The organism is Vibrio sp. CCUG 15886, from assembly GCF_028570825.1.
GTDB lineage: Bacteria > Pseudomonadota > Gammaproteobacteria > Enterobacterales > Vibrionaceae > Vibrio > Vibrio vulnificus_B.
Map to the genome: position 1 here is coordinate 35264 of NZ_JAQQBT010000005.1, position 13014 is coordinate 48277.

The following is a 13014-nucleotide window of genomic DNA, read 5'->3' on the forward strand; positions in this document are numbered from 1 at the left end:
ACTAAAAATCAAAAACTTAATGATGAGTTATTTTTATTTCAGCGAATTAATCCGAGCTCAACGGTGAAAATATCCAGATGACACCGAATTGTCATATTACTGAAATATTTCATCTCTAGTATCGGCCTCAGTTTCAACAACAGACCAAACTGAGATTTAGACGGTCAATGGAGAAAATTATGATGAACCAAGCTACTACGGCAGCAACGCCAATTTCGAGCACAACTCGTTGGCTTCGCTGGGCTAACTTGGCATTCATGTTATACCTGCTACTTTTAGCAGTATCTATGGTAGGTAGTGGTTTTAAACTGGCTACTGGCGATCAAGCTAAAGTACTTTTTGAGTTTGCCTCACACCCTGTTGCGGGCCTAATGATTGGCCTTGTGGCGACAGCTCTTATTCAATCTTCCAGTACTGTGACCTCGATTATCGTCGGTTTGGTCGCTGGTGGCTTACCAGTAGAAACTGCAATCCCTATGGTTATGGGTGCAAACATTGGCACCACAGTAACAAACACCTTGGTTTCTCTTGGCCATGTACGCTGTAAAGAAGAATTCAAGCGCGCTTTTGCAAGTGCGACAATTCACGATTTCTTCAACCTACTTGCGGTTGCCATCTTCCTTCCTTTGGAAATGATGTTCGGCATTCTAGAGAAAGTGTCTCACTGGCTTGTGTCACCACTATTGAACACGGGTGATATGAGCATGAAAGGGTTTGACTTCATCAAGCCAATTACCAAACCTGTCGTAAGTGCAGTGAAAGGCCCACTAAGCACATTTGGTGATACTTTTGCAGGTGTTGCACTGATTGTACTGGGTATTGCTACCATCTTCGTTGCTATCACGGTGATGGGTAAATTGATGAAGAGCCTAATGGTTGGCCGCGCTCGTGACATCCTGAAGAACGCAATTGGCCGCGGTCCTATCCACGGTATCGTGTCAGGTTCTATCGTAACGGTGTTGGTTCAGTCTTCATCAACAACAACCAGCTTAATGGTTCCACTCGTTGGTACTGGTGTACTGAAAGTACGTGATGTTTACCCATTCACTCTGGGTGCGAACATTGGTACTTGTATTACCGCACTGCTTGCAGCTACGGCAGTTTCTGGTGAGTTTGCTGTGTTTGCACTACAGATTGCTCTCGTCCACTTAACCTTTAACGTGTTAGCAACTCTGTTCATCTTTGGTATTCCGTTCTTACGCGAAATCCCAATTAAAGGTGCAGAATTCATTTCAGAGATGGCGATTAAGAACAAAGCGGTGGTTGCTGGGTACCTACTTGCAGTATTCATCTTCATCCCAGGGTCGATTCTGGCACTAACGGCATAGAACATTGAAATACCGGAAAAGGAGAGCAAATTGCTCTCCTTTTTTGTTGCTGAAGCAAAGGTTTTCATTGGCAAAAATCGTTGGCTGATACACACTGAAGAAAAACAGCGGTGTACGCAATGATGGAACATAAAGAGAACCAACAACGGTTAGAAGCGGCAAGAAAGATTGACGACCAACTTTCTCTACTTGTTGAAAACATAGATATTTTGAGCAGTGTCACGCCGCAAAACTACAAGGAAGAGCGGCAGCGCTTTTTTGATAATCGCTTTTCCATTGAACCCAGCTTTACCTACAAAGATCAAACGTTTGATGTTCATCAAGCTAAGCGAAATCTTTACTCTCTTCCCATTGAAAACATCGACAGCGTGAAGCTACGTGCTCTGTACGCGGAAGTGATCCAGTCTTATGCTGACAAACTCGATCAACTTTGTTCCATCGGTAATGCGGAGTTTCTCTATAACTCACTGCGTTATTATGGTGAACCGAGCAGCAAAGATATCCGTAATGCCAATTTCTTATTGCATCTTCCCATTGAAGAAGAAGCCTCCCAGCGCCACGATTGCCATGAAATCGCCGCCTTTATGCAGCAGTTCTGTCAGGATCATGGCTATACAGGGGAGATTGAGATCAACAACAGCATGATTGCTAATGCGCTGGTCTCGGGAACCAAAGTGAAAATTAATGCTTCGGCCAGCATCACCACGAAAGAGATGCACGCTCTTGCCCATCATGAACTCGGTGTTCACTTGCTTACGACGTTGAACGGGCGAGCCCAGCCGTTGAAATTACTCAGCTTGGGTTGCCCAGTAAATACGACCACACAAGAAGGATTGGCTATTCTCTGTGAGTTTCTCTCTGGGCATTTTAGTCTCAAACGCCTTAGAACCTTGGCTCTTCGCGTTATTGCTGTCGAATCGATGATCAAAGATCGAGATTTTCGCAATACCTTTTTACTGCTCAAAGAGCAGTATAAAACGGATGACATGACAGCATTTACGATTACGGCTCGCGTCTATCGTGGCGGTGGTTATACCAAGGATTATCTCTATCTACGCGGCTTTAGAGAAATCCTCAATGCCTATGATCAGCTCGGCGACGATTTTAATTTGTTGCTCGCGGGCAAAACAGAAATACGCTATTTCTCCACCATCAAGTCGCTGGTCGCAGATGGCCTCATTCAGCCACCAAAATTCATTAGCCCAGCCATCGCCAAACCCGCCCCAGCGGATCCTATCTATAAATTTGTCGCCAATGCGCTCAAATAGCACAAACGCTTCAGGTAACAAAAAAGGGCTCTAGGAGCCCTTTTCAACCATCGTGATGTTATACCGAGAATGGGTACTGGATTGGGTCATGATGTTCATACCCTTCTACCCAGAAATCATCCAAAGTGACCCAAGTTTCCAAATCTTCCAAAGATTTGATCTCAGGGTTGATGTAGAACGTTGGCGCTTGTAACGGTTCTCGCTTGAGTTGCACATCACGCATCAGTGCTAACTGATCTTCATAGATATGTGCATTAACAATTTTATGGAATGCTTGGCCCGGTTTCTTGCCCGTAATCTGCGCCATGATCGCCAAGAACACATACACCTGGACCATGTTGAAATTCAGCCCCAGCGGTACGTCACACGAACGTTGTGTGCTATTGAGGTATAACGTATCACCCAGCAATGAGAAGTGATGACTGTACATACAAGGGCGCAAACAGCCCATATGAAATTCACCTGGGTTGTAGAAATTGAGGATCTCCCCGCGATCGTCTACTCCGCGCGTCAGGTCATCGACAATTTTACGCAATTGGTCGATATGGCCACCATCAGGCTTCGCCCAAGCTCGACCTTGTACGCCATAGACACGGCCCATGTCATCTTCGCCTTTGCGATATGGGTTATTCAACCAAGCATCATTGAGATTGGCGTTCGCATCCCAGGTTTTCGTACCTAACTTGCGAAAATCTTCCGCATTGTCATAGCCTCGAATGTAGCCAAGCAACTCTGCAACCGCCGCCTTCCAGAAACTCTTACGCGTGGTAACCAAAGGAAAGTGATTGTTGGCAACATCGTAGGTTAAATCCGCGTTGATCACAGTAAGGCAGCGCTTACCGGTACGTTCATTTTCAACCCAGTGCCCTTCATCAACGATGCGACGGCACAATTCTAAATATTGTTTCACTTCAATTCCTTACTTCACGGTTACTTTGTCTTGATAGTGGCCACGTTTATAAGCCCAAGCCATCAGCGCCAATCCACCAATAATCATCGGTGACGACAAGATCTGTCCCATTGAAATGAAACCACCAAACAGACCCAGTTGCGCATCCGGCTCACGCACGTATTCAACGAGGAAACGGAATGTACCATAACCAGCAAGGAATAAACCAGATACGGATCCTAAAGGTCTTGGTTTGCGGATAAACCAGTTGAGGATAAAGAACAGCACCACCCCTTCTAATGCCATCTCATACAATTGCGAAGGGTGGCGTGGTAGTGGTCCGCCGGTTGGGAACACCATCGCCCAAGGCACATCGGTCACTCTGCCCCAAAGCTCGCCGTTCATAAAGTTGCCTAAGCGCCCTACCCCTAAGCCAAATGGCACTAACGGAGCAACGAAGTCCGCCACGCCAAAAAAGGTTCGGCCATTTTTCTTCGCGTACCAGAGCATAGCCGTAATGACACCCAGCAAGCCGCCATGGAAAGACATGCCACCTGTCCAGACTTTAAAGAGGTAAATCGGATCGGCGAGGAAGAGATCGAAGTTATAGAACAGCACATACCCAATGCGACCACCCAGCACAACGCCTAGGAATCCAGCGAACAGCAAATCCGAAACTTGCTCTCGCGTCCAGCCACTGCCCGGTTTGTCTGCTCGGCGATTGGCGAGCCACATCGCAAACAAAAAACCAAATAGATACATCAACCCGTACCAACGAACTGAGATGGGTCCTATCGAGAAAAAGACGGGGTCGATATTAGGAAAAGGCAGGTAACCCTGAGACATAATGAAGTACTCTTAATCATCAACTTTGAAATAACGCGGCTAGACTAACATGCTGAGCGCGACAAACATTAAAAATAACGCAAAGATTTTTTTCAGCTTTGCCGTTGGAAGCGTGGTGGCCCAGCGAGCACCAATTCGAGTGGTTAGCATTGAGGTTCCTGCAATCGCCAGCAGGGCTGGTAGATAAACATAGCCCACACTGTAATCAGGTAATGAAGCGACGCTGTAGCCATGCAGGATGAATCCCGTCATCCCCGCAATCGCAATCACACAACCGCATACCGATGAGGATCCAACAGCTTTGCGCATTTCAACGCCGTGTCGGTTAAGAAACGGAACCGATAAAGAACCACCACCGATCCCTGCTAAACTCGATACCACTCCGATACCTGTACCATACAGCATGGTGACTGGGCTGCTTGGCATTGCGCGGGTTGTCGTCACTCGAATCGAGCGGAACATTTGCAGTGCCAAGAATAAAACGATAACCCCAAACACTCTCGGCAAATATTGGGTTGGGATCCATTCAGCGATATTCGCCCCGACAAATCCACCAATCACCACTCCCGGCATCAGCCACTTCACGACAAAGATATCCACGTTGCCCAATTTGAGATGATTTAACGCTGAAGAGCCCGAAGTGACAATAATACTGGCTAAAGACGTTGCTAATGCCATGTGCATGCTCAATTCAGTGGGAATTCCAGCCCACGGCAATAAGTAAAGCAACGCAGGCACCACAATCAAACCACCACCGATGCCTAATAACCCTGCCATCACGCCAACAAACGCACCCAGCACCAACAACACACTTAATAATTCAAACGTCACAGCAACCTACTTCTTACCTGCACGGATAAAACCGGCAAAATCATGATTAATAAAATAATCCCGCATCAACTGGTGAATATCCTTGCCATAAGAAAGCGACAAAGCTTGTTGAGACAAGGCTTGTAAATCGCTCAATTGGCTATGGCGAATCAAATATTTGATCCGCGCGACGTTTGAGGTGTTCATGCTCAAACTACGGTAACCCAAACCAAGTAGCAGTAATGCGCCAAATGGGTCTCCCGCTAACTCGCCACAAATACAAACGGGTAAGTGGTATTGTCCACACTGCTGATAAATCTGCTGCAGGGCTTGCAATACCGCTGGATGCAACGATTCATAGACATCAGAAACTCGTGCATTGTTCCGATCCACAGCCAATAAATATTGCGTTAAGTCGTTTGTCCCCACCGAGACAAAATCCACGCGCTGAGCAATTGATGGAATCAAATAGACCATCGAAGGGACTTCAATCATCACGCCAATTTGTGGCATCACCACGCGTTCATCCAGCAACACGACCTCATGATAAGCTTGCTGAATCAAACGAATGGCGTCATCAAGCTCTCCGACACCAGAAATCATCGGCAAGAGAATACTCAAATTGCCATGCTCAGCACTGGCTCGTAACATGGCTCGTAACTGGATAAGGAAGATGTCTGGATGATCTAGGGTAAAACGGATCCCACGCCAGCCTAAAAAGGGGTTATCCTCTTCAATAGGCAGGTAAGGCAGCGGTTTATCGCCGCCAATATCTAAGGTGCGCATCACCACTCGCTGCTGAGGATAACTACTTAAAATAGCGCGATATTGCTGATATTGCTCATCCTCAGAAGGAAAACGATGTTGCAAGAGAAAAGCAATTTCAGTGCGATATAATCCCACACCATCCACACCCGCGTTGATCGCGATATTACTGTCGGCGCTCAAGCCCGCGTTGAGTAATACCTCGACATCGACGTTATCCTGAGTTTTCGCGGGCAGAGCAAGCTCCTTGTTCACCATCGCGAACAATTCACTCTCTTCCGTTACAAGGCTGCGGTACTCACGCAAAATCTGGCGATTAGGCTGAATATAAATCTCGCCGGAGTAGCCATCGACGATCCCCTGCTTGCCATGCACCTCTTCCAGATTCAGGTTCGCCCCCATGACAGCAGGCACTCCTAGCGCTCTGGATAAAATCGCAGCGTGGGAGTTCGCCGCGCCTTCTAATGCCACCACTGCCAACAGGTATTTTTTCGGCACAGACGCCAAAAGTGAGGCGGTGAGTTCATTGGCAACCAAAATTACCGGTCGCTCAATTCTTGGCTGCTCTTGCTCACTGTTGTGTAAAAAGAACAGTAAACGCTGACCTAACTCACGAATGTCATGCGCTCGCTCTCTCAGGTAAACATCCGACATTCGTGCAAAGCGACTGGAATAGCTTTCGACCACTTGACGCAATGCCCAGTCCGCGCGATCTCCGCGCTCCACATGCTTTTTCAAGTCTGTACGTAACATAGGATCGTTCAGCAAGTGCGTGAAGAGATCGAATATGGCCAGCGCATCTTTATTGATTTCACTGTCGAACTTTTTGCGCATACGGCGAAAATCCGCCAACGCGGCTTCAATCGCAACAGCTAACCACTCTTGCTCTCGCTCTTTATCGAGTGTCGAGGCTGGGCACACCTCCGACAATATCGGCTGTGAATTGTCATACCAAAACTCGCCAATTGCGACCCCACTTGAAGCGGCAATGCCCTGCACCGCAGCAGGTTTAGACGCCAATGACCAATGGCCAAGACTTTGTGCATGCGCAATGATGACGGCTAACTGAGCGGATAGAGTGACAAGGAAGGATTCTTCCATCTCGCTGAAAAGTCGTGGGGTTTTCTGCTGGATTACCAGCACGCCCAATACTTTTTTACGATGGATAATCGGCGCACCTAAAAACGAGTGATACGTTTCTTCGCCTAACTGAGGAAAATATTTAAAAGCGGGATGCTTCGAGGCTTCGGCTAAGTTAAGAGGCTCGGCGCTGCGTTTCACTAAGCCAACCAAGCCCTCTTCAAACTGGATGTGAATACTGTCGCCATGAAAAGTCAGGCCTTGCGTTGCCATTAGCTCTAGCCGTTGCCTTTCTTCATTCGCCAGATAAATCGTGCAACACTCTGTGCTCAATGCTGTGCAAGTTTCTCGTACCAATGTATTCAATGCTTGGTGAACATCCTCGACACGAGAAACCTTTTCAACTATCTCCCTGAGTTGACTCAGCATGGTTATCCTCTTCGTTTAACTTTTTTACCTTTCAATTTACGTTCGCGAAAAGGCATGGCTAACGATGCAAATTCCTTCATCGCTCGGCGATAAACGTCTCGCTTAAATGAAACCACCTGACGCACAGGATACCAATAGCTAACCCAACGCCAACCATCAAATTCAGGAGAGCTACCTTTTTGCATATTGATCTTGGATTCATCGCACTCAAGACGCAAAAGGAACCATTTCTGCTTTTGGCCGATACAAACAGGCTTAGAGTCCCAACGAACCAGTCTCTTTGGTAGCTTATATCTTAACCAATGACGACTGCTCGCAATGATCTTAACGTCTTTGTGCGTTAGACCGACTTCTTCATACAACTCTCGAAACATTGCTTGTTCCGGAGTCTCACCATCATCAATCCCCCCTTGAGGAAATTGCCAAGAGTGTTGCCCGTATCGCTTAGCCCAGAAGACCTGACCATGGTTATTACAAATCACTATACCAACATTTAGCCGGTAACCATCGCCATCTATCACTGGCTAACCTCTAAGATAAGTTTTTTATTACAGTGATTTTTCCACATATCCCCAACAGTAGCAAACTTACTGATGTGATATAGCTAAGATTTATCGTGTTTCAGACCCAATTGAATAACTTTTCAGCACAAAAACAGTTATCAACACAAGTTTGAGACACAGACCACATTTATTCACCTTTTCTGTGAATAACTTTGTGAAGAATAACTTCTTTTCGTCAATGATAGTTTCATCATCACTCTCTCATAAACATTACCCCTTTCCAAAAATAAAAAATATCCTTTGATATTCAATCAATTAAAAATACAAACAAGATCTTTCAGCAAACTAACTCTTGATGATCTTTTGACCGCAAACAGATCGGTCAAAGATCATACAACGCCTATTTTATCCACACTCAAAGTTTTAAAAATGACTAACATCACTAAAAATCAAGCAAAATATCGCTTACCATATACTGTTTATTGATCCATGATTTTACTTTTCACCTTTAAGAACGCCCCTTTCTGTGGATAACTTATTAATAGATCAAAACACCAGCAATGATGATCCTTGAGCGTATCGCTTCGATCCGATTCTTTGTTACCATATCGCTTTCCCTTTATTACGGTCTTGGTTATGAAACCCATTCCACAAACAGAAGCAGAACTGCTCCAACGAGCGAATCAAATTGCAGGTTGTAGCTTCGCCGAGTTGGCAGAAGAAGCTAATATGGACGTTCCTCTGGATCTCAAACGTGACAAAGGTTGGGTGGGGCAACTGCTTGAGTGGCACTTGGGCGCTCCTGCTGGCAGTAAACCACAGCAAGATTTTTCCGAACTGGGTATTGAGTTAAAAAGCATTCCCGTCAGTTATAGCGGCAAACCGCTTGAAACGACGTTTGTCTGCGTAGCACCACTGACGGGAGTGCATGGATTAACGTGGGAAACCAGTCACGTGCGCAATAAACTCTCTCGCGTGTTATGGATTCCGGTTGAAGGAGAGCGAGAAATCCCACTGGCCGAGCGTCATGTCGGCACACCACTGCTTTGGTCTCCCAATGACGAGGAAGAAATATTACTCAAAAATGACTGGGAAGAATTGATGGAGATGATCGTGTTTGGTCAATTTGATCAAATTTCTGCCCGACATGGCGTGGCTCTTCATCTCAGACCAAAAGCCGCGAATAGCAAAGCACTCACCGAAGCGTATAACATCAACGGAAAACCGATTAAAACACTGCCACGTGGATTTTATTTACGAACTCAGTTTACCGCTCAGATTTTGCAAAATGCCTTCAACTCATTGCTCAATGAGGAGTGAGTTGCAGTTCAATATCATAGTAAGAAGCCAATCGGTCGCTACCAACTTCTTCGTAGACGTTATGTAAACGAAGATACGCTTTCTCCACCCCCAATTTCAGTAATTCTTCTTTCACTAAATCCAAAGACGAGAAATGCATCAATTCCTCCCCTTGTTTAATAGGCTCAAGATGATGTTTGTACTCTATGGCCAACAGATACTCATTGGCATCAGAGCAACCTATTACGAACATTTTAGGCGGCACATAATGATCATGATGTTTACTGTGTAGCCAAAGATCCAATTGATGTTTCTGCATAGCTTACCTCAATCCGATTTCGCGATTTGTCCATTAGGCTGTAAGTGTAGTCCATGATCAATATGGTAGGGCAAGAGAGAAGCTCGCTTAAGTTGATGAAATTATCAATTATGATATTGCATCTTCACCTCTTCTCCTGAGCGTTAAGTCGGCATAAGATGTTGAACAATAGGTAACCGACAATAAATCCAATTAACAAGGAAGTGCCATGCAATACACTAAGCTGCCCCATTCCACGCTTGAGATCAGCAAACTTTGCCTTGGAACCATGACCTTTGGTGAACAAAACTCTCAACAAGACGCTTTCGAACAACTCGATTATGCGGTCGCTCAAGGTATTAATTTTATTGATACAGCAGAAATGTATCCGGTACCACCAAAAGCACAAAGCCAGGGGTTAACGGAGCAGTTTATCGGTAATTGGCTAAGCAAAAGTGGCAAACGTGAAAAAGTCCTCATCGCCACAAAAATAGCCGGCCCTCGCAATGTTCCCTATATTCGAGACAACATGAGTTTAAACCGACGCCATATTCATACGGCGATCGATGACAGCCTAACGCGCCTACAAACCGATTATGTCGATCTCTATCAATTACATTGGCCTCAGCGTCAAACCAACTGCTTTGGTCAACTCAACTACCCTTATCCCGATGCGCAAGAAGAAGTGACGCTCATTGAAACGCTAGAAGCACTGAATGAACTCGTTAAAGCAGGAAAGGTACGTTATATAGGCGTGTCTAATGAAACCCCTTGGGGCGTAATGACCTTGCTGCGTTTAGCCGAAAAACACGACTTACCAAGAATTGTTTCGATTCAAAATCCATACAATTTACTCAATCGTAGCTTTGAAGTTGGCTTGTCCGAGATTAGCCACTATGAAGGCGTTCAGCTGCTTGCCTACTCTCCGATGGCGTTTGGCACGTTAAGCGGTAAGTACCTCGATGGCGCTCGCCCAAAAGGCGCTCGCTGTACTCTCTTTGAGCGTTTTCAGCGCTACTTTACCCCGCAAGGGCTAGAAGCAACCAAAGCGTATGTTTCACTCGCCAGAGATTACGGCTTGGATCCCGCGCAAATGGCGCTGGCTTTTGTTAATCAACGCCCATTTGTCGCCAGTAATATCATTGGAGCAACGACTCTCGATCAGCTTAAAGCCAATATCGAGAGTCTCAATGTCAAGTTAGAAGATGAGGTGTTAAATAAAATACAGCAGATTGGTACCATCTACTCCAATCCATGCCCATAACATTGCGGGCTGTAACCACCAAGGTTACAGCCCTTTCGATTACGTCGGTATTCGCGCACTAAGCACACGGCGAATATGACGGATTCGACGCGCGACTTTGACTTCGTCCGGAGTGGTGTTTGGGTTCGCTCGACCACCTTCATCTAAACCAATGTCTCTTAGTAAGAAGGCGTTGTTCCAAGGAATTTCATAACTACTACGACGAACACGTTTCGCCCATTCACGTTCTTCACGTTTTAAATCGGCTTGAACCAAAATAGTGGCTAATTTCAAATAAATAGAGTGACGCATTATTTTTCTCCAAATAAAAATGATTGCTGAGAAAAATGACGTGCTTTCGGGTAGATCAACTCGTAGAGAGAGACACAAACTAAGCTGCCATTTTCCGCAGCTCAGTTAAATAACAATGAGGGTGCGGATTAACTAACCATTGATAGCGTTATCAGCGCCGATGCTGATAACCACACTCATCTCAGATGAATGAGCATCACGAAGAGCACAAACGGGTTGATTTGCATTCAATCTCAACATGTTAGCCCCCTTCAATGGTTTATTAATCCTAAAGTTTTGATGTGGTATAACTCGAAAGTTACGGTTAAATTGTAAGCGAAAACGGTTGCTAATCAATCACTTTTTCTCCAATGCAGCAATTACAAAACATCCTACTAAATGTCAGTTGCATATTGATTGGTTATAACATATTCACCTTAGCAATATGAGGTTGTTAGATGATTATCTGAATGTAAAAAGGCCATTCAATAGAATGGCCTCAAGCTTTGGGTGATTTAAACAGGATATTCCGCTACACCGTTTGTTCGGAAATCAAATTGTGTTTGTTTAGCAGTCGATACATCGTCGCACGTGAAACCCCCAATTCTTTGGCGGCATTAGAGACCTGACCAGAATGAGATTCCAGTACCAGCAATAGCGCATCGCGCTCACTTTTCTCACGGATATTTTTTAAGCTGCGTTTACTATCGCCACGTTTAGGAAGATCCAATTGCGGCACATCGATGATCACGCTATCTGACATCAAGACAGCACGCTTAATTTGATTCATCAGCTCGCGTACATTGCCAGGCCAGTAATAACGCATCAAAGCTCTCAGCGCTTCTTCAGAATAGCCTTTTGCCTGCGCGTTATACTCTTTTGAGTACTCTTGCAGGTAGTAACGAGCCAACAAGGTGATGTCACTGGCACGCTCTTTGAGACTTGGCACATTAATCCGCAGCACATTGATGTAGTGGTAAAGCTCTTCACTAAAATCCCCATCGATCAATGCTTTTTCAATATCGGAAGCATTCGCCGTCAAAATGCGGACATTGACCTTCTTCATACCATCGCTGGTTTCTATCGTTCCTTCTTGCAAGAAACGAAGAAGGTGCAGTTGCTGAGTTTTGGAAATGGTTAGAATGTCATTAAACAGCACCGTGCCACCATCAGCCTGCTCTAGTATTGACGGCCCTGCATTTGCGTCAGCCCCAATGCCAAAAACATCCGCTTGAAAACGTTGCTCGCTCATTGCACGACATTTGACAGAAAAGAATGGCTTCATCGCACGCGATGAGATTTTATGAATGGCTCGAGCGACCGTTTCTTTTCCTGAGCCATTTTCCCCATTGATCAGAATGCTCACATCGGTAGGACCAATGCGTTTAATTTGATCGCGTAGGCGCTTCAAAGGAACCGATTCCCCAATCAGTCCCATATCTTGATTATTGCCAAACGTCGGCCAAACCTTCTTCTCAAGCTTTAACATGCCCAATTGATGGCCTATCGTACTAAGCAGTTGCGCATCAGGGATAGGTGCGGTGAAAAAGTCGATACAAAAGTTAACGATAAACTGGCAAATCGTGTCAGAGCTGAGTTGCTGTTCACGAATAAAGGCGAGCCAGCGCACGTGCTTGTGTGTACTCACAAGATTAGCGATGCCATTGAGACTGAACTCATCATGGCTAAGGTCAACAATGCCGATGCATGGCCCAATATCTTCTAACAGCGCGTCCACTTTGCGTAAATCCGCACATTGATGGCACTTCCAGCCCACCTGCTCCAAAACGGACAACCAAGGCTCATAAGTACCACCAACCACTACCAATGACCCCGGTACAGAATCCATCTTAAACTGAGTAGCCATATACAACCCTTTCACTATTTCGATCGTTAGTTACATTATCGAGACTAATGATTCATAAGTCTGTTTCAAATATGAGACAGTTAATTAATTCTAGACTC

At 45.5% G+C, this 13014-nt stretch carries 12 protein-coding genes; 4 read left to right on the plus strand and 8 right to left on the minus strand.

Annotated elements, in window-relative coordinates:
* The first annotated feature begins 179 nt into the window (after positions 1–179).
* Positions 180–1328, plus strand: coding sequence for a Na/Pi symporter (locus PQQ36_RS11720; RefSeq protein ID WP_013572391.1), 1149 nt, complete (start codon positions 180–182; stop codon positions 1326–1328).
* A 119-nt stretch (positions 1329–1447) separates the two neighbouring features.
* On the plus strand, positions 1448–2596 hold the full coding sequence (locus tag PQQ36_RS11725) for a flavohemoglobin expression-modulating QEGLA motif protein (RefSeq protein WP_043877071.1): 1149 nt from the start codon (positions 1448–1450) through the stop codon (positions 2594–2596).
* Between the two features lie 58 nt (positions 2597–2654).
* On the opposite strand, the gene PQQ36_RS11730 is transcribed toward PQQ36_RS11725, so the two are convergent.
* Genes PQQ36_RS11730 through rppH form a run of 5 tightly spaced genes read right to left on the minus strand, consistent with a single transcriptional unit; the run spans position 2655 to position 7936 of the window.
* Positions 2655–3506 (minus strand): thymidylate synthase, encoded by an 852-nt coding sequence (locus tag PQQ36_RS11730; protein ID WP_273661252.1) that lies wholly within the window; start codon positions 3504–3506, stop codon positions 2655–2657.
* A gap of 9 nt (positions 3507–3515) precedes the next feature.
* Entirely contained in the window at positions 3516–4331 is an 816-nt protein-coding gene (lgt, locus tag PQQ36_RS11735; RefSeq protein WP_011078605.1) for a prolipoprotein diacylglyceryl transferase, read from the minus strand.
* Positions 4332–4370: 39 nt separating this feature from the next.
* Positions 4371–5162, minus strand: a complete 792-nt coding sequence (locus PQQ36_RS11740) for a sulfite exporter TauE/SafE family protein (RefSeq protein ID WP_011078606.1) — start codon at positions 5160–5162, stop codon at positions 4371–4373.
* 6 nt (positions 5163–5168) lie between these two features.
* Complete coding sequence (gene ptsP / locus PQQ36_RS11745; protein WP_011078607.1) at positions 5169–7415, minus strand: phosphoenolpyruvate--protein phosphotransferase; 2247 nt, start codon at positions 7413–7415, stop codon at positions 5169–5171.
* A 2-nt stretch (positions 7416–7417) separates the two neighbouring features.
* Entirely contained in the window at positions 7418–7936 is a 519-nt protein-coding gene (gene rppH / locus PQQ36_RS11750; protein WP_011078608.1) for an RNA pyrophosphohydrolase, read from the minus strand.
* Positions 7937–8554: 618 nt separating this feature from the next.
* Between rppH and mutH the strand changes: the two genes are divergently transcribed.
* Positions 8555–9238 carry a DNA mismatch repair endonuclease MutH gene (mutH, locus tag PQQ36_RS11755; protein WP_011078609.1) on the plus strand — a complete coding sequence of 228 codons (684 nt, stop codon included), beginning with the start codon at positions 8555–8557 and terminating at the stop codon, positions 9236–9238.
* On the opposite strand, the gene PQQ36_RS11760 is transcribed toward mutH, so the two are convergent.
* Complete coding sequence (locus tag PQQ36_RS11760) at positions 9225–9536, minus strand: DUF6482 family protein (RefSeq protein WP_017419727.1); 312 nt, start codon at positions 9534–9536, stop codon at positions 9225–9227. The two genes, mutH and PQQ36_RS11760, sit on opposite strands and share 14 nt — an antisense overlap.
* Before the next feature lie 208 nt (positions 9537–9744).
* On the opposite strand from PQQ36_RS11760, the gene PQQ36_RS11765 reads away from it, so the two are divergent.
* The gene (locus tag PQQ36_RS11765) at positions 9745–10779 is read left to right on the plus strand and encodes an NADP(H)-dependent aldo-keto reductase (protein WP_013572399.1); all 1035 of its coding nucleotides are present in this window, start codon (positions 9745–9747) and stop codon (positions 10777–10779) included.
* Positions 10780–10818: 39 nt separating this feature from the next.
* Here the strand turns inward: PQQ36_RS11765 and PQQ36_RS11770 are convergent, their stop codons facing one another.
* Complete coding sequence (locus PQQ36_RS11770) at positions 10819–11070, minus strand: hypothetical protein (RefSeq protein ID WP_011078612.1); 252 nt, start codon at positions 11068–11070, stop codon at positions 10819–10821.
* Between the two features lie 511 nt (positions 11071–11581).
* A complete protein-coding gene (gene vpsR, locus PQQ36_RS11775; protein WP_011078613.1) occupies positions 11582–12916 on the minus strand; it encodes a cyclic-di-GMP-binding transcriptional regulator VpsR in 1335 nt (444 codons plus the stop codon).
* Positions 12917–13014 lie beyond the last annotated feature (98 nt).

Coding starts and splice junctions, on each gene's coding strand:
- PQQ36_RS11720 (WP_013572391.1), top strand. CDS start 180: ATGATGAACCAAGCTACTACGGCAGCAACGCCAATTTCGAGCACAACT.
- PQQ36_RS11725 (WP_043877071.1), top strand. CDS start 1,448: ATGATGGAACATAAAGAGAACCAACAACGGTTAGAAGCGGCAAGAAAG.
- lgt (WP_011078605.1), bottom strand. CDS start 4,331: ATGTCTCAGGGTTACCTGCCTTTTCCTAATATCGACCCCGTCTTTTTC.
- ptsP (WP_011078607.1), bottom strand. CDS start 7,415: ATGCTGAGTCAACTCAGGGAGATAGTTGAAAAGGTTTCTCGTGTCGAG.
- mutH (WP_011078609.1), top strand. CDS start 8,555: ATGAAACCCATTCCACAAACAGAAGCAGAACTGCTCCAACGAGCGAAT.
- PQQ36_RS11760 (WP_017419727.1), bottom strand. CDS start 9,536: ATGCAGAAACATCAATTGGATCTTTGGCTACACAGTAAACATCATGAT.
- PQQ36_RS11765 (WP_013572399.1), top strand. CDS start 9,745: ATGCAATACACTAAGCTGCCCCATTCCACGCTTGAGATCAGCAAACTT.
- PQQ36_RS11770 (WP_011078612.1), bottom strand. CDS start 11,070: ATGCGTCACTCTATTTATTTGAAATTAGCCACTATTTTGGTTCAAGCC.
- vpsR (WP_011078613.1), bottom strand. CDS start 12,916: ATGGCTACTCAGTTTAAGATGGATTCTGTACCGGGGTCATTGGTAGTG.